This window comes from Runella sp. (assembly GCF_027484545.1).
Taxonomy (GTDB): domain Bacteria; phylum Bacteroidota; class Bacteroidia; order Cytophagales; family Spirosomataceae; genus Runella.
In genome coordinates this window covers 21,383-39,329 of record NZ_JAIXST010000305.1, presented here as the reverse complement: position 1 = coordinate 39,329, position 17,947 = coordinate 21,383, and the positions used below count along the sequence as shown (strand labels likewise).

Sequence of the window (17,947 nt, the reverse complement as noted above, 5' to 3'; positions counted from 1 at the left end):
TGCTGTGACAACTTGGGCAAAATAGGTACATAATCTTTGAGTTTAGTCACTCCAAAGTTAGGCATTTGCCCCCGTTGTCTATTTTTTTGTTATAGCATTACTTTGCGCGCACTGCCAAATCTGTTTGTATCTACGGGGGATGCGGGAATTACGGAAGCACCTCAAAATCCTGCTCATTTGTCGGGTAAAATCCTGCGGATGAATTTGGACGGAACGATTCCCAACGACAATCCGATTGCAGGAAGCCCAGTTTGGAGCATTGGGCATCGTAATCCGCAGGGAATGGTATATGCCAACGGAAAACTGTATTGTTCATCGCACGGGGGGAACATTGAAGACGAAATCAACCTCCTTCGGGCAGGTAGAAATTATGGATGGCCCAACGTGGAAGGCCCCTGCGATACGCCTGGAGAAATCACCTTTTGCAATGCAAATTCCGTCGTTCCGCCTATTTTTTCGTCGGGAGGTGTTACTTGGGCCTTTTGCGGACTCGATTACTATAATAATGATGCGTATCCGCGTTGGAAAAACAATTTGTTGATGGTGTCTTTAAAAAATCAAACGCTTTATAGCTTCCAATTAAGCGCCGATGGGAGTACCATCACCGGTCCGCCGACGCAGTATTTTGTCAATCAATTCGGGCGCTTGCGAGACATCGCCATTTCGCCTGCGGGAAAGGTTTACATCTGTACCAGCTACGGAGGGAATGCGGATGTAATCGTTGAAGTTACTCCTGTGGTAGAGTAGATAAAGCAAAAAAATAGGAGGAGAGCAAGTCTGCTGATAGTGGGCTTACTCTTTTTGTTTTGCTATGTAAATAGCTCAATATCTGTAAGTTAAATTTTAGTAAAAAATAGTTGTAAAAAATAACGATAATTTGCAATGTTTTTTCGGCTCAATCGTCTATGCTCTTGAAATGGAACTAAAAGCCTTTACACAACTGGTACTTCCCACGCAGGGCCGACTTTTCAGGTTGGCACAACTGTTTCTTCGCAATCGTGAAGAGGCCGAGGATACCTTGCAGGAAGTGTTGTTGAAGCTTTGGACCAATCGTCAATAATTAGAATCGTATCAAAGTGTGGAGGCTTTTGCGGTACAAATGACCCGGAATCTGTGTTTGGATAAACTGAAATCAAAAGCATACCAAACCACTACGGGAGATTTGGATTTGCAGGACTTGAGAACAGAAAGCAGTTCACCCTATCAGCAAACAGAGTTGGCCGACAGCGCGGCTCTCATGCAGCAACTGATAGAAGCATTGCCCGAACAGCAAAAACTCATACTGTACTTACGGGACGTGGAAGAGTATTCAATTTATGCTGCATAATTATTTCAAAATCGCGTTGCGCCATCTTTGGCAAAATCGACTGTATTCAGGCATTAACATCGTTGGTTTGGCCTTTGGTCTCACTTGTGTGTTGTTGGCTATTTTAAACATTCGGGATGAACATAATTTTGATACGTTCCACCAAAAAAGCCCTCATTTATACCGAGTTACCACTACCTTGATTGTCGATAAAGGCGAAGACCCTCAAACGTCAGGAGGTACGGGGCAAATACAGGGTCCTGCTTTCAGAGCGGCAATACCCGAATTGGAAGAGTATGTACGAGTAATGGGCGGAGCCATTTTCGGTGACATTCGCACCGACCAAAAAGCATTCAAACTCCAACTGCTTTTTGTGGATCCTAACTTCTTTAATGTCTTTAGTTTCAAGTTGATTCATGGCAATCCTAAAACAGTACTGAAAGATGTAGGGTCGGTAGTAATTACTGAAAAGACCGCCCTCAAATTTTTCAACTCAACCAACGTCGTTGGTAAAATTTTACACATGGAAGCCGATCCTTCCGCCGATCGTTTGGGGAAACCGTTGGTAATTTCGGGCGTTGTGGAAAATCCTCCTAAAAACTCCTCCATTCAGTTTGATGTACTGCATCCTTTTAGTTTTATGCAGTTGAGTTTTGAAGATACCAATTGGTTGAATACGTACCTCGGCACTTTTGTGGTATTGAATCCTAAAGCGGATACGTCATTGGTCATTAAAAAATTCAACCAAGTTCACGCCCGAAATGCGCAGGAACAAATCAAAGACAATGGCTACGATCCTGAAACGAGTTATGGATTACAGCCTATTACGGATATTCATTTAAATCCCTTAAATACCGGCGGCGAAGGAGGGGCTATCAATTACAGCAACCCTCTTTATTCGTACGTTTTTCTGGGTATTGCGCTATTTATTTTACTGATGGCGAGCATCAATTTTGTCAACATCAGTATTGCAAGTTCGCTCAAACGGGCCAAAGAAGTAGGAATTCGCAAAGTAACGGGCAGTCGTCAAAGCCAAATTATCATCCAATTTTTGGGCGAATCGGCAATTTTATGCGTAGCGGCCTTTCTTTTGGCTATTTTACTTATGCTGATTTTGCTTCCAGTATTCAATGAACTGGCCAATAAGAAAATTGAAATCAGGGAAATCTTTGAGTGGAAGCTTATTGTGTCTTTCGTTATTGTATTGCTGCTCAATATATTACTATCGGGCTTATACCCTGCCTATATCCTTTCTAATTTCAAACCCACCGAAGTTTTATACAGTAAACAAAAGCTTTCCGGAGGCGGTTTTTTGGGGCAAAGTTTGGTGGTTGTTCAATTTGCCTTAGCGGCCATTTTGCTGATTTCTTCCATTGTTTTTTACCAACAAATGAATTACGTCCGCACCAAGGATCTGGGCTACAATCCGTATCAGGTCATTCGTTCGTACATCAGTGGCAATCGCGAGACCGAGCCCATTGCAGAATTTATTAAAAACGAAGCAACCAAAGAGCCCTCAATTGTACAAGTTTCATTTGGCGATGAACGGGGCGGTAATTACAAAACCAAAGTGAATCAACGCATAGTGAAAAGTACTTACCAAACTATTGACCAAAATTATTTAGCTGTGTTGGGCATTCGTCTAAAAGAAGGAAAAAACCTCTCCGCCCGTCAGGAAGTTATTGTCAATGAGGCGTTTGTAAAAGCAGCAGCTTTAGTCAATCCTATTGGAACCTTAGTAAAAACAGAAGACTTTTTTATCAAGTCGCCCGCCCGAATTGTGGGTGTTGTCAAGGATTTTCATTTCGGTTCACTTCGCAATCGAATTACTCCGCTGGTCATGACTGCAAACGATGTCTATTACGGAGGCATTTGGCTTAAAATTGACAAAAATCGACAGCAGGAAGGCATCAAAGCCTTTGAAAAGATCTACCGAAAAGCCCTTCCTAATGCGGTGTTTGAGTACAATTTTATGGATGAACTCAACAACCGTGAATATCTTCAGGAACAACGTTGGCAGAAAATTGTGGGCTTTGCTACGCTTCTTTCGATGCTTCTCTGCGGCATGGGTTTGTTTGGTTTAACACATTTAGCCATTCAGCAGCGCACCAAAGAAATTGGAATCCGCAAAGTATTGGGCGCTTCGGTCACAGGGATTGTGGCTTTATTTTCCAAGGCCTTCTTAAAATTGGTTCTCCTTTCCGTGGTGGTTGCTTCGCCGATTGCGTACTATTTGATGGATCAATGGCTCCGAAATTTTGCCTACCGCATCCCCATTTCGTGGGGGGCTTTTGGCTATACAACGCTGATTATTATGCTCACTTCTTTCCTAACCATCAGCTACCAAGCCATCAAAGCCGCCCTTATGAGCCCTGTGAATTCATTGAAATCCGAATAGCATAAAACAAATTAGTTTGACCCCTCCAGAGTCATAGGTTTGTAGCAATAGTGACACTATCTATAAACCTGTGACCCCTCTGGGGGCAATCGATGACTTATAAAGTCATAAATTTCCCCAAAAACCTCTAATTTTGCGCTACAACTACCACCCCTAACCCCAAAGGGGGATTTGTACTTACTATCAAAAAGCTCCCCATTGGGGCTGGGGGCTGGATTTTATATGAAAATTTCTTATAATTGGCTTAAGCAACTCATTGATATTCAAGAGTCTCCCGAAGAAGTTGGTAAATTATTGACTGCAACGGGCTTGGAAGTGGAAGGCATCGAACCGGTCGAACGCGTAAAAGGAGGATTGGAAGGTATTGTGGTAGGCGAAGTACTTACTTGCGAACCTTTCACGGTAAAAGAAAAAACATTGCACCTAACTACGGTTGATATTGGTGCAGGCGAACCAAGTACCATCGTTTGCGGAGCTTCTAACGTGGCTGCCGGACAAAAGGTAATCGTAGCAACTGTAGGAGCAACTATTTATCCGAGCGAAGGAGAACCGTTTACCATTGCCAAACGCAAAGTATACGGCAATCCATCCGAAGGTATGATTTGTGCCGAAGATGAAATCGGTATCGGGCATTCGCACGCGGGCATCATGGTGTTAGACACCGATCTCCCCAACGGCACTCCCGCCGCTCAGTATTTTGGCGTTTTACCCGATTACGTTATTGAAATCGGCCTAACGCCTAACCGCGCTGATGCCGCTTCGCACTTGGGTGTAGCGAGAGATTTGAAAGCGGTTTGGGGACGTGAATTGACAAAACCATCGGTAGAAATTTTTGACCAACAGCCCATTACCCCATTGGCCGAACCACTTCAGGTAACGGTCGAAAATAACGAAGCTTGCCCGCGTTACGCAGGCGTAACGATTTCAGGATTGACTGTGACTGAATCGCCCGATTGGTTGAAAGAAAAGCTTCAGGCAATTGGTGTTCGCACTATTAATAATGTCGTGGACATCACTAACTTCATTTGCCATGAATTAGGTCAGCCGCTCCATGCTTTCGACGCTGCTAAGATTTTAGGTAATAAAGTAATTGTCAAAACCCTACCGGCAGGCACTCCGTTTGTCACGCTCGACGGCGTAGAGCGTAAGCTTTCCGACCGCGATTTGATGATTTGCAATGCCGAAGAACCCATGTGTATCGGGGGTGTTTTTGGAGGAACCAAGTCGGGTGTTTCTGAACGAACGACGGCTATTTTCTTGGAAGCCGCTTATTTTTCGCCCGGTTGGATTCGTAAAACGAGCACTTTTCATGGTTTGAAAACCGATGCTTCTTTTCGTTTCGAGCGTGGCACAGACCCTAATTTGCCCATTTATGCCCTCAAACGTGCCGCTTTATTGATTCAGGAAGTGGCCGGCGGACAAATTGCGTCTGAAATTGTGGACATTTATCCCAATCCCATTGCCAACCAACAAGTCGCTGTCAAATATAAAAATGTGGACAGACTGATTGGCAAGGCGTTGGACCGTGATTTAATCAAGCAAATTTTGACGAATCTCGACATTGCCATTCAAAACGAAACTCCCGAAGGTTTCACCGCATCAGTCGCGCCTTACCGCGTTGATGTAACCCGTGAAGCAGATATTGTTGAAGAAATATTGCGAATTTATGGTTTCGACAACATTGAACTTTCGGAAAACTTAGCCACCGATTTCCTCTCAGGCTTCCCGCTTGTTGACCCTGACAAACAAAAGTTGCGTGTCGCTAATTTATTAGCGGCCAATGGCTTCAACGAAACCATGACCAATTCCCTCACTAAACCGCTTTACAACGACGCAGTTCGGTCAAGCCTACCGGGAGAGGATGTCATCATGCTTAATCCTTTGAGTGAAGATCTTTTGGCAATGCGGCAAACAATGTTGTTTTCGGGTTTGGAAACGGTTTCTTATAACCTAAACCGTCGCCAAAGAGACCTCAAAATTTGTGAATTTGGCAAAACCTACCATAAAATGCCCGAGGGCAAATACAAAGAGTTCTCGCATTTAGCCTTATTTTTAGCAGGTAATCAGCAAGCCGAAAGTTGGTTGGAAAAAGACCAAAAACTCGTTTTTCACAATTTGGCAGGTATGGTGCATTTGGTACTGAATGCCATGCGCGTCCAAAACGTAGAAAAACAGGAAATTCAGGACAGAACCATTTTTGAATACGGCCTCACGTACACGGTAAAGAAAAAGCCGATTGTGAGTTTTGGCCAAGTGAAGGGCAAACTGACGAAAGTACTCGACATCAAGCAACCCGTATTCTACGCAGATTTTGACTGGGCCTATTTATTGAAGCAATACAACGACAAAGTACGCTTTACCGAAGTACCCAAATACCCCGAAGTACGCCGCGATTTATCGCTGGTTTTGGACAAAGCGGTTAGCTTTGAACAAATCCGTCAAACAGCCCAAAAATACGAACGCAATTTGCTGACTAATATCAACGTTTTTGATGTGTACGAAGGCGCAAATATTGGGGCTGACAAAAAATCGTATTCCGTAAGTTTTACCCTACAGGATGTTGAGCAAACACTTACCGACAAGGTCATTGACAAAACAATGCAAAAATTGATGATGGCCTTTGAGAAAGATTTGGGAGCGGTGATTCGGAAGTAAAAATAAACTTGCGCGCTGTAAACTATTTTGAATTAAGCAATCAGGCAGATTTAAACGTTGGATTACCAACTGCTTATTCACTAATTCACTATTCGCTCATTCACAATTTGCACTTAGGCATGAAACTTGTAACTTTTGGAAATGGTGACGTTTTGGAGAGGCTCAACAATCAGTTTCAGCAGATTGAGCAGCGCGTTATTACTTTACAGGCATCACTTAATTACGAAAAAGCGGCTCATAATGAACTGAAAACCCGATTTGAGTTGCTCCAAAATCAATATGATAAGCAAAATGCCGAACTGAAATATGATCGGCAGGAAGTCAAAGTTTTAAAAAATGAAAACAAACAATTGCGCGAAAAAGAAGTTTCTTTGAAGGAAAAGTTAAATAATTTCAAACAATTGTCTATAATTGTAAAAAACCCGAAAAACGCAAACGCGATTACGGAGCTGAACACCAAATTGGACGATTACATTCGATACATTGATGAAACGATAGCATGGTTACGAACAATCTGATTTGACACCCATGGAACCTCAAAAATTAAGACCTCCTATTAAGATAACAATTGGTAATAAATCTTACGAATTACGCAGTAATTCGGAGCATGAGGAGGAATTGATACGAAAGGCAGCTAAGCTGGTGACGGAACAGATTGAGCATCGAATGAAGAAAAAAAAAGGCGAAGTTAATATAGAAGAAATACTGTCTATGGTCTGCTTAGATGCGATGGTAGCGCGATTAAAAGGAGATCATGATTTGAAGATAATAAAAAATGAAGTCTTCAAGAAGTTAGACACTATCCAAAACCACTTCAGTCCGTCGAGTCAAAATTAAGCCATTTGATTCGCATCTAATTGTCCTGTAGATTTCAGTCTTACGCTATTCGACGCTGCGTTGGGAATATGTTCAACCAACAAACACACAGCAACACTATGGATATACTACTTTTGCTCAGCGCCGTTGTTTCGGCAGCCGTTGGAGCAGCGATTATGTATTTTGCCCTAAGAAAAGCGAATAAAAAAACAGAAGAAGATGCCCAACAACGAGCCTCTGACATTGTCAAAAATGCCGAAGTAACCGCAGAAAACATCAAAAAAGACCGCATTCTCGAAGCCAAAGAAAAGTATTTAAAGCTCAAATCAGAATTTGAAGATGATTCGAACAAAAAGAAACAAATCATCATCCAGAACGAGCAAAAAATCAAACAACGCGAGCAGCAACTCACGCAGAAGGAACAACAGCTCAACCAGATGACGGAACAAAATAAACGTCGCGAAAATGAGTTGGAAACCCAGAAAAAGACCCTTGAACAACAAACTGAAATAGCTGCAAAACGTCGCGAGGAAGCTGAAAAAATGCACAAATCGCAGGTAGAACAGTTGGAACGCATTGCTAATCTCACTGCTGAGCAAGCCAAACTCCAACTCGTCGAAGCCATTCAGGCCGATGCCCAAACGCAAGCCTCTGCCTACATTAAAAATACCATTGACGAGGCCAAGTTAACCGCCACCAAAGAAGCGAAGAAAATTGTCATTGAAACCATCCAACGTACTGCTTCTGAGCACGCCATTGAAAATACAGTTTCTGTTTTTAACATCGAAAGCGACGATGTAAAAGGAAAAATCATCGGACGCGAAGGACGTAATATTCGAGCTTTGGAAGCCGCAACCGGCTGCGAAATCATCGTAGACGATACCCCGGAAGCCATCGTCATTTCAGGATTTGACCCAGTACGCCGCGAAATCGCCCGCCTGTCGCTGCACCGCCTCGTACAGGACGGACGTATTCACCCGGCACGCATTGAAGAAGTTGTTTCTAAAACCAAGAAAAATATAGACGATGAAATCGTCGAAATAGGCGAGCGTACCGTCATTGAATTAGGGGTTCATGGTCTGCATCCCGAACTCGTAAAGATGATTGGACGGATGCGTTTCCGTTCTTCTTATGGTCAAAACCTGCTCCAACACTCTCGTGAAGTAGCCCGACTTTGCGCTACCATGGCCGCTGAGTTGGGACTCAATGCTAAGTTGGCAAAACGGGCCGGCCTTTTACACGATATCGGCAAAGTATGGCCCGAAGAATCAGAACTTCCGCACGCTATCTTAGGGATGGAATTGGCTAAGAAATACAAAGAGAACCCCGAAGTTTGTAATGCCATTGGAGCCCACCACGACGAAATCGAAATGACCAGCATGATGTCGCCCATCATTCAGGTATGTGACGCGATTTCGGGTTCACGTCCAGGTGCACGCCGCGAAATGATGGAATCGTACATCCAACGATTGAAAGATCTGGAAGCATTGGCCACTAATTTCCCGGGTGTAGACAAATGTTACGCTATTCAGGCAGGACGTGAGTTGCGCGTGATTGTCAACTCTGATAGTGTAAACGACGAAACCGCAGGAAAACTATCGTTTGATATTTCGCAGAAAATTGAAAAGGAAATGCAGTATCCCGGCCAAATAAAAGTGACCGTGATTCGTGAGATGCGTGCAGTAGCCTACGCAAAATAGCTTATTCTGACATCATAAAGTACCCCGTCCGAAGACGTACAACTATTGTCCGTTTTCGGACGTTTTTTGTGCCCCAATTTAAATTTAAAAACTGATAATCAGCCAAATAACAAATTGGCACAACTCGTGCAAACTACTAACGAACCCCATCTAAATCTTCACCACTTAGGGAAGACCTTATTTGATTCAAATTTATAATCACTTAGCAGCAAGTTCATGATTCAATTAAAAGGCGTTTCCAAATACTATCCCGCAGGTTTTGGAAAAACATACGTACTGCGCAACATCAATTTAGACATAAATGAAGGAGAGTTCGTATCCATCATGGGGCCGTCGGGTTCTGGAAAATCTACCCTGTTACATATTTTAGGGTTGTTGGAAGAGCCTTCGGAGGGTGAGTACCTGTTTATGGACGAAAAAGTAGATAAATTGAGCGAAAAGAAACGCACCGAACTTCACCGCCACCGCATCGGCTTTGTCTTTCAGGCGTATCACCTCATTGATGAATTGACGGTTTATGAAAACATTGAAACGCCCTTATTATACAAAGGCACCTCGTCGTCAGAGCGGAAAAGCCGCGTAGCGGAATTATTGGACCGTTTCAACATGGTAGCTAAAAAAGACCTGTTCCCCAGTCAGTTATCAGGTGGACAACAACAGGTAGTGGGTGTGGCACGCGCCATTGTTCATGAGCCCAAAATCATTTTTGCCGACGAACCTACAGGCAATTTGCACTCCGAACAAGCCCAACAGATCATGGAACTGTTTAAAGAACTCAACCAAAAAGACGGAGTTTCGATTGTTCAGGTGACTCACTCCGAAGTAAATGCAGGGTACGGCAATCGGGTCATTCGACTCAAAGATGGTTGGGTAAGTTAAAATCCATACGTTTGAAGTTTACGGTTTACCGCTTATTTTAATTTCAATGAAAGCATTAAAAATAGTCCTCCCTTTACTTTGCACTTTACTCTTTACACTTTCGACGAACGCTCAAAAAATGGTATCGTTACGGGAGTGCGTTGACTTGCTCATCAAGAACAATCTTCTTTATCGGGAAAGCCAGTTGCAGGCGCAGGGAAGCGTTGCTCAATTGCAACAAACCAAGTCGCTGCAATTACCGCAATTAGGCTTCAATGCAGGTCAAAACCTAAATTTCGGTCGCAGTATTGACCGATTTACCAATTCTTACATTGACCAGCTTTACAATACAAACTACGTGGGAGTTGGATTTCAAGTCCCCCTGTTTCAGGGTTTTCAGATTCAGCACCAAGTTCAGCAGGGAATTGCCCTGCGCGATGCAGCACTAAAAAATCAGGAAGCAGTACTTAATCAGCAGATCATTCGCCTGCTTCAGGCGTACGTTCAGGTATTGGCAACAAAGGCGTTGTACAAAGCTGCTCAGGAGCAGGTGGCTTCGTCGCAGCAGCAGGTAGACCGCGTTGAAAAGCAGGTAGCCGCCGGTACAGTAGGGCAAAATACCCTGTATGAAATTAAAGCACAACTTGCTAATGATAAGTTTGACGAAGTAACGGCGCGAAACAATGAGCAATTGGCCAAATTGAGCGTTTTCCAGTTAATGAATCTTCAACCCGATAATAGCATTATGTTTGAACCTATCGGTGATGCCGCCGGTGCATTGGCTCTTGTCCCTTCTGCCGAAACCATTTACGAAGACGCGACAAAGATGTTTCCTGAAATTAAAAGCGGAGAACTCCGTTTGAGCAGCTTCAGCAGTCAGATACGAGCTATCAAAGCCAACAATATTCCTTCGTTGAATCTATCAGGAAACTTTGGGGCTTTTTATGCGTCTTCCAACGATGAACGCAGCTATTTAAAACAATTAGATGCCACTCGTAACGGTTCTATCAGCTTAGGATTGAATGTACCTATCATGGGTCGTTGGCAAATACGCCCGCGTGTAGCCGTAGCCACAGCGCAACAGCAATTGGCCGAAAATAACCTCAATATAGTCAAGCAACAACTCCGCCAAGCCATTGAGCAGGGAGTTCAACAACTCGCTGCCACCAGCGACCGCTACGCTGCCGCACAGAGTCAGGTAGAATCATTGCAGGCCAACTTCAGAGCCGCTGAAAGCCGCCTTGCCGCTGGAACCGTGAATATATTTGAATATACGCTTGCCAAAGCCAATTTGGCCCGCGCCGAAGCCAATTCCATTCGCTCGCGTTACGAGTACGCACTCCAACGCCAAATCATCGACTTTTATCAAAAAGGAAAATGGGAGTTTTAGGGTAAAATCTCAGATTGCATCGGATTATTAAAACTTAATTGTAAACTGATTATCAACAGCTTATAATTAAGTTTTAACTTTTAACTCCCAACAATTATGCACTTCTAATAATCTTTCTTGATTTTTGCGAAGGTTTTAGTATCATTGATACCTTCATTCAAAATCAGTCACTTATGTTTGGCTACATTATCTGGGATGTTAATCCCGAAATTTTCAGTATCGGTAGTTTTTCGATTCGTTGGTACGGGTTGCTGTTTGCCTCCGGTTTTTTGGTAGGTCAGCGCATTATGGCCCACATATTTCGTAAAGAAGGCCTGAAAGAAACACTTCTTGACTCGCTTTTGCTCACCATGGTCATCACAACGGTGGTCGGAGCTCGGTTGGGTCACTTTTTGTTTTACGAACCCGAAGTATTACTCAACAATCCTCTTCAGGTAATTACGCCGCCTTTTGCAGGTTTGGCCAGCCACGGGGCTACCATTGGAATTTTATTAGGATTGTATTTCTACGCCCGTGCCAAGAAAATGAATTTTTTGTGGGTAGTAGACCGCATTGTGATTGTAGTAGCTTTGGCAGGTTGCTTTATCCGCATGGGAAATCTTATGAATTCAGAAATCGTGGGTAAAGTAACGGATGTTCCCTGGGCGTTTGTTTTCACTCGCAACTTCGAGTTTACGCAGTATCCGCGCCACCCGGCTCAATTGTACGAAGCAATGGCGTGTTTGGTTTTATGCTTCCTGCTGTTTTGGATGTGGAATAAACGTAAAACTCAAACCCCACAAGGCTTACTGCTGGGTATTTTCCTGATTTGGGTGTTTGGATTGCGGTTTGTGTTTGAGTTTTTCAAAGAAAACCAAGTGGCCTTTGAAAACGAACTGCAATTTAATATGGGGCAAATTTTGAGTATCCCGGCCATCGTCTTAGGCATTGTATTCTTAGCGTATGCTTTCAAAAATAAGGATAAAGAGCAATTTATTTTCACCGATAAATTGGCCGAAGAGGCCAATCGGATTGATTCTACTACTGTAAAGTCATAACCGATTAGTAATTTTAATTTGGTGAAAGTAATGTGATTACAGAAAAAACGTAATTTTGGGGGAACATAAAGTTCCCCTTTTTTTATTCATAAACTCTGAAAAATACACATGAAAAAGATGAAATTTCTTGCCCTGCTTCTTTCATTAACCGTTATTCTGTGGAATTGCACCAGTAAATCAGAAGAAGAGACTAAAGAAGAGGAAGCCAAAGAAGAGCCTAAAAACGGCTTGGAGGCACTCCAAAAAATGGCCGGTGAAGCCGAAAAAATGTCAAAAGAAGGACCAAAAGAAACCATTGACCCTAAATTGCTGAAAGCTTTACTGCCCGAAGATGCCGATGGAATTAAACGCAAAGAAGCATCTAGCGAAAAAACCTCTGCGATGGGCTTTGGAGTTTCCACTGCCAAAGCATCCTACCGTGATGATAGTGGCCAAGACATTGATGTTAACATTACGGATGTAGCAGGAATGGGCGTAGCACTCATGGGCATGGCCGCTTGGTCAATGGCTTCGATTGATAAAGAAACTGACAATGGTTACGAAAAAACCACTGAATATCAAGGCCATAAAGCCTTTGAAAAATACGATACCCAATCTAAAAACGGCGAAATATCGGTTATCGTTGCCAATCGCTACATCGTACAGGTTGAAGGCAATGGTGTCAGCATTGACAAAATCAAGTCAGTGTTGGGCGATATTGATTTAAGCAAATTAGCGGACTTGAAATAGGGATTAAAGTACAGAACCCAACACATTCCCTACTTTCCATACTTCCTCAAACGTATTGTAAAGCGGCGCGGGCGTGAGTCGAATGCAATTCGGCTCGCGCCAATCGCCGATAATGCCGTTTTCTACTAACTTATCGAAGAGTTGTTTTCCCCCTTCATCAATCAACAATGACAATTGACTTCCTCGTTGAACCGGGTCAATAGGAGTGATTAACCGAATTTTTTCGTATCCTGCCCTTAGATTAACTCGCTGAATCACAAACTCTAAAAACCCCGTCAACGCTTCACTTTTTTGGCGCAAATTTTCGATACCAGCTTCGTCAAAAATAGCTAACGAGGCCCGGTGAACTGCTAGGGCCATAATGTTAGGCGTACTTAATTGCCAACCGGCAGCCCCATTCATTGGAACAAATCCTTTGGTCATTTCAAAACGCCGTGCTTCGTCATACCCCCACCAACCTGCCAAACGTATCATGTTGGAATGATGATGTTTTTCATGAACAAAAACTCCCGACACGCCCCCTGGACCCGAATTGAGGTATTTATACGAACACCAAACCGCAAAATCAACGCCCCAATCGTGGAGCTGAAGAGAAACATTGCCCGCGGCGTGCGCTAAGTCAAACCCAACCAAAATACCTAAACTATGCGCTTTGGCAGCAATGGTCTTCATATCATACACCTGCCCTGTGTAATAGTTCAGCCCACTCATACAAACCAAAGCAAGTTCATCGGCGTTTTGCTCAATAGATGTCAGCAAATCTTCCGTACGAATGATATATTCACCGACTCGCGGGCTTACCTCAATAAGTGCTTCCGCAGGGTCATAACCGCGAAATTTCAGGTGGGTTTCAATTGCATATTGGTCAGAAGGAAAATCCCCGGCGATTGTTAACACTTTATACCGTTTTGGAGTAGGTTGGTAAAACGACGCCCACATCAAGTGCAGATTGACCGTCAGGTGGTTCATAGGACAAACCTCTTCCGGAAAAGCCCCTACCACTTTGGCCAACGATTGTTGGCAACAACGATGATACGACAACCACGATTCTTCTCCTTCAAACCAGCCTTCTACACCGTGATTTTGCCACGTAATCAATTCTTTATCAATAGCCGCACGAGCCGTTTTGGGTTGCAGTCCAAGGGAATTTCCGCAGAAATAAGTCAATGGCTTTCCCTCGCGTTCCGGAATAAAAAACCGGTCACGAAAAGCACGAAGTGGGTCGGTTTGATCCTGTTGTAACGCCCAAGTGTGTAATTCCTGCGGAGAAAGCGAATGTAGAGTCTCGTAGTTCAAGTTCGTTGTGTTTGTGGATGAAGAAGTGTCGGTTGACTACAAACGTACGCAAAGCCCGAATTTTAACCAATTTTTCCAGTAAACCGCCTCAAACAGTCACTCAATTTGTACCAACATTCCCCCGAAAAATTCGTATTTTTGTACCATCTTTCACAGAAAATTTTATTTTATTCGATGTTAACGGTATCAAATGTGTCGTTGCGCTACGGTAAACGGGTGCTTTTTGACGATGTAAATATTAGATTCAATCCCGGCAACTGTTACGGCGTAATCGGTGCCAACGGAGCAGGGAAATCCACACTTCTGAAAATAATGTCAGGTGATATTGACCCGCAATCGGGTAGCGTCTCTATCACTCCGGGACAACGGATGGCAGTTTTGAAACAAAATCAATTTGAGTTTGACGAATTTCAAGTGCTGAACACGGTCATGATGGGCCATAAACGCCTGTATGACATTATGTTGGAAAAAGACGATATCTACGCCAAAGAAGACTTTAGCGACGCAGACGGCGAAAAAGCAGCCAATTTAGAAGCAGAATTTGCCGAATTGAATGGCTGGGAAGCCGAACCGGAAGCGGCCTCTCTGTTAAGCGGTTTGGGTATCAAAGAAGACCTTCACTATGCCCAAATGACCGACTTGGACCCAAGCCAAAAAGTACGGGTTTTGTTGGCACAAACATTATTCGGAAATCCGGACATTTTGCTGCTTGATGAGCCTACCAACAACTTGGACGTAGAAACCGTCATGTGGTTGGAAAACTTTTTGACCAACTTCAAAAACATCGTCATCGTTGTTTCTCACGACCGTCACTTCCTCGACCAAGTGTGTACGCACGTGGTGGATATTGACTTTAGCAAAGTTCAGTTATACGGTGGTAATTACACATTCTGGTACGAATCAAGCCAATTGGCGTTGAAACAACGCACCGACCAAAACAAGAAATCGGACGAGAAACGCAAAGAATTGGAGGAATTTATCCGCCGCTTCAGCGCCAACGTTGCGAAATCCAAACAGGCAACGGCCCGTCAGAAGATGTTGGATAAATTGAACGTGGACGAAATCAAACCTTCGTCACGCAAGTATCCATACATCAACTTCAAACCCGAACGCGAAATCGGTGACCAAGTGCTACAAGTGGAAGGTCTTTCCAAAACAGCCGAAGACGGGACCAAGCTATTTGAAAATGTTGCCTTCCGCCTTAACAAGGAAGACAAAGTGGCTTTTATCGGACGTAATACGCTGGCTATTACGGCTTTGTTTGATATTTTACACGAACAAATCAAACCTGATTCGGGAGATTTCAAATGGGGAGTGACGATTACCAACGCGTATTTCCCCAAAGACAATGATTACTTCTTCCAAACTGACGATAACTTGGTGGATTGGTTGCGTCAGTTTTCCAAAGAAAAAGACGAAAGCTTTATTCGCGGATTTTTAGGACGGATGTTGTTCTCGGGCGAAGAATCACTCAAAAAAGCGAGTGTCTTGTCCGGAGGAGAAAAGGTGCGCTGTATGTTGTCGAGAATGATGCTTACTTCGGGCAATTTCTTAACCCTCGATGACCCTACCAACCACTTGGATTTGGAGTCCATCACCGCCCTCAACAACGGCTTAATTGAATTTAAAGGAGCGATGATGTTTTACTCGCACGATCACCAGTTTATCCAAACCGTTGCCAACCGTATCATCGAAATCACGCCAAACGGCATCCTTGATAAGCTAATGACCTACGACGAATACATCGCCGACTCGCGCGTAAAAGCGCAACGGGAAGCGTTGTATGGGGAATTGGTGTAGGGAGATATAATTTTGTCACTATTTTGCCCTTGACGGTGTTATCACCGTCAAGTTTCTAATCCTCGCAAGTTGGCGGTGAAAACCACCACCAACGGCAGTAAGCCGCCTATTCTTGGGCGGCTTTTTAATTTTACCTCAATAACAACCGCTCCAACCCATCCCGATACAATTCCCCAATCGGAATAGTTGCTTTTGCCAAAGCAAGCTGATGGCGTTCTATTTTTTGAATGGAGTCTACCGCTACAATGTACGATTTATGGACTCGAATAAACCGTTCTGCCGGCAATAGACTCAGCATTTCGGTCATGGTCATGCGCGTAATGACCCGACGATTACGTTCGTAAATAAACAGCAAATTGGTATCCGACTGAATGTATTGCACTTCGTTGAGTTGCACACGGACCCAATCGTAGCCTTCTTTTACAAAAATTGAACTTTGCCCTTCCACGCGCTGACTCAATTGCGCATGAACCCGATTTGCCGTTTGCAAAAAGCGGTCAAATTCAATGGGTTTCAGCAGATAATCAAGGGCCTGCACTTCAAAACCCTGCACGGCATATTCCGAATACGCCGTTATGAAGACAATCTGTGTTTGGCCCTGAAGAATACGGGCCAACTCCGTACCGAGTAAATCAGGCATTTTTACATCCAAAAAAACACAATCCACGCGCTCGTTTTTAAGAAAAGACAACGCCTCTTTTACGCTTACAAAGGTCTTTTTCAACGACAAAAACGGTACCCATTCAGCATATTGCTCAATGACAGTCAAGGAGGCTGGTTCGTCGTCAATGGCAATGCAGGAAATTTTCATCGATTATAAGTCAATGGTCAAATGGAGTTCAAATGTATCTTTTTGTGGTTCACACCGCAACGAATATCGGTCAGTATAAAGCAACGCCAAGCGTTTTTCCGCATTTTTCAAACCCGTTCCTGCACCTTTCTTCTCTTCATGGTGAGTGGTAATGCTATTCGTTACCTTGAGGTGCAATTTTCGGTCTTCCACGCGTAAGTCCACCTTCACAAAACTGGGTTCGTCAATACTCACCCCATACTGAAACGCATTTTCAACAAACGGAATCAGCAGCAACGGCGCAATTTCAGCGGATTCCTGATCCCAAAAAAGTTGAGATTGAATAGATACATTGGGATGCTCGGGCAAGCGGGCGCGTTGGAGAGCCACGTATTTTTCAATAAATGCCATTTCTTTTTGAATATCCGTTTTCTCCTGCTGCACTTCTTCAACATTGTGCCGCAAAATCCCCGAAAGTTGTTGGACCAATTGCGCCGTCGAGGTATCTTTTTCAGTCAGCGCCGAACTGTAAATGGTATTGAGTGAATTGAACAAAAAATGCGGATTCAACTGCGCTTTCAGGGATTGAATTTCGGTTTCCCGTTGCAGTTTTTCCAATTCTGCTTCCCGCTTGCGGCTTTGCCAAACGTACATAATGAGGGTGAAGAAGGCGGTGTATAAGAAATAAAAGATAATATCTTCTATCCCAAACATAAGCAGCATATTCGCAAATCCGTTGTGAGTAAGAATTTTAAAAGAATCTGCTAAAAGAGAAAAAAATGGACGAAAGAGGTTGCCATTATTTTTTTGAGTCTCTATCCATGCTTGATTTTTTTCATATTCGTAAGTGTAATTAAACAGCAACCAATCGTAAAAAGCCCAAAGAACGATTTGAAGTAATAGCAAGAACCCAAGGAACAGGCAAAATTTAATTGCAAAACGTTTAAAGCGCTTTTGAATTAAATCCTGAAAAATAAACAAATAAAAAAAGGTTGCAAATAGTGTAAGCAACAGAGCATTTAACACGGGAGCATCTTTCTCTAAAAATAAAGCCCTAACAACTAAAGGCCAAATGAATGAAACCCAATGAAACCAATCCCCGCCATTATAGCCGTATCTATGTGTAACCGTAAAAGTCCAAAAAAATAGAACCGTAAAAACGAAGGCATAAT

At 43.4% G+C, this 17,947-nt stretch carries 16 protein-coding genes; 13 read left to right on the top strand and 3 right to left on the bottom strand.

Annotated elements, in window-relative coordinates; genetic code table 11:
* Positions 1-102 precede the first annotated feature (102 nt).
* The 12 genes from Q0081_RS27535 (at position 103) to Q0081_RS27480 (ending at position 12,889) form a co-directional block, all read left to right on the top strand.
* Entirely contained in the window at positions 103-747 is a 645-nt protein-coding gene (locus Q0081_RS27535; RefSeq protein ID WP_298361136.1) for a sorbosone dehydrogenase family protein, read from the top strand.
* 169 nt (positions 748-916) lie between these two features.
* Positions 917-1,060, top strand: a complete 144-nt coding sequence (locus tag Q0081_RS27530) for a sigma factor (protein WP_298361135.1) — start codon at positions 917-919, stop codon at positions 1,058-1,060.
* Between the two features lie 39 nt (positions 1,061-1,099).
* Positions 1,100-1,327: an RNA polymerase sigma factor gene (locus Q0081_RS27525; RefSeq protein WP_298361133.1), complete on the top strand. Its 228-nt coding sequence runs from the start codon at positions 1,100-1,102 to the stop codon at positions 1,325-1,327.
* Entirely contained in the window at positions 1,317-3,704 is a 2,388-nt protein-coding gene (locus tag Q0081_RS27520; RefSeq protein WP_298361131.1) for an ABC transporter permease, read from the top strand. The genes Q0081_RS27525 and Q0081_RS27520 overlap by 11 nt, the downstream gene beginning before the upstream one ends.
* A 222-nt stretch (positions 3,705-3,926) precedes the next feature.
* Positions 3,927-6,359: a phenylalanine--tRNA ligase subunit beta gene (gene pheT, locus Q0081_RS27515; RefSeq protein ID WP_298361129.1), complete on the top strand. Its 2,433-nt coding sequence runs from the start codon at positions 3,927-3,929 to the stop codon at positions 6,357-6,359.
* Positions 6,360-6,478: 119 nt separating this feature from the next.
* A complete protein-coding gene (locus Q0081_RS27510) occupies positions 6,479-6,877 on the top strand; it encodes a hypothetical protein (protein ID WP_298361127.1) in 399 nt (132 codons plus the stop codon).
* 10 nt (positions 6,878-6,887) lie between these two features.
* A complete protein-coding gene (locus tag Q0081_RS27505) occupies positions 6,888-7,196 on the top strand; it encodes a cell division protein ZapA (RefSeq protein WP_298361125.1) in 309 nt (102 codons plus the stop codon).
* Between the two features lie 155 nt (positions 7,197-7,351).
* Positions 7,352-8,875 (top strand): ribonuclease Y, encoded by a 1,524-nt coding sequence (gene rny / locus Q0081_RS27500; RefSeq protein ID WP_409034105.1) that lies wholly within the window; start codon positions 7,352-7,354, stop codon positions 8,873-8,875.
* A 216-nt stretch (positions 8,876-9,091) separates the two neighbouring features.
* Entirely contained in the window at positions 9,092-9,754 is a 663-nt protein-coding gene (locus Q0081_RS27495) for an ABC transporter ATP-binding protein (RefSeq protein WP_298361121.1), read from the top strand.
* Between the two features lie 118 nt (positions 9,755-9,872).
* Positions 9,873-11,123 (top strand): TolC family protein, encoded by a 1,251-nt coding sequence (locus tag Q0081_RS27490; RefSeq protein WP_298361119.1) that lies wholly within the window; start codon positions 9,873-9,875, stop codon positions 11,121-11,123.
* 173 nt (positions 11,124-11,296) lie between these two features.
* The gene (gene lgt, locus Q0081_RS27485; RefSeq protein ID WP_298361118.1) at positions 11,297-12,160 is read left to right on the top strand and encodes a prolipoprotein diacylglyceryl transferase; all 864 of its coding nucleotides are present in this window, start codon (positions 11,297-11,299) and stop codon (positions 12,158-12,160) included.
* Between the two features lie 108 nt (positions 12,161-12,268).
* Positions 12,269-12,889: a transposase gene (locus tag Q0081_RS27480; RefSeq protein WP_298361116.1), complete on the top strand. Its 621-nt coding sequence runs from the start codon at positions 12,269-12,271 to the stop codon at positions 12,887-12,889.
* A gap of 3 nt (positions 12,890-12,892) precedes the next feature.
* Here Q0081_RS27480 and kynU read toward each other — a convergent pair whose 3' ends face one another.
* The gene (kynU, locus tag Q0081_RS27475; RefSeq protein WP_298361114.1) at positions 12,893-14,185 is read right to left on the bottom strand and encodes a kynureninase; all 1,293 of its coding nucleotides are present in this window, start codon (positions 14,183-14,185) and stop codon (positions 12,893-12,895) included.
* 174 nt (positions 14,186-14,359) lie between these two features.
* Here kynU and Q0081_RS27470 point away from each other — a divergent pair, with 174 nt between their 5' ends.
* Positions 14,360-15,985, top strand: coding sequence for an ABC-F family ATP-binding cassette domain-containing protein (locus tag Q0081_RS27470; protein WP_298361112.1), 1,626 nt, complete (start codon positions 14,360-14,362; stop codon positions 15,983-15,985).
* Positions 15,986-16,115: 130 nt separating this feature from the next.
* On the opposite strand, the gene Q0081_RS27465 is transcribed toward Q0081_RS27470, so the two are convergent.
* Both Q0081_RS27465 and Q0081_RS27460 read right to left on the bottom strand, forming a co-directional pair.
* On the bottom strand, positions 16,116-16,796 hold the full coding sequence (locus Q0081_RS27465) for a LytTR family DNA-binding domain-containing protein (protein WP_298361110.1): 681 nt from the start codon (positions 16,794-16,796) through the stop codon (positions 16,116-16,118).
* 3 nt (positions 16,797-16,799) lie between these two features.
* Positions 16,800-17,498 carry a sensor histidine kinase gene (locus Q0081_RS27460; protein ID WP_298361108.1) on the bottom strand — a complete coding sequence of 233 codons (699 nt, stop codon included), beginning with the start codon at positions 17,496-17,498 and terminating at the stop codon, positions 16,800-16,802.
* Positions 17,499-17,947: the final 449 nt, after the last annotated feature.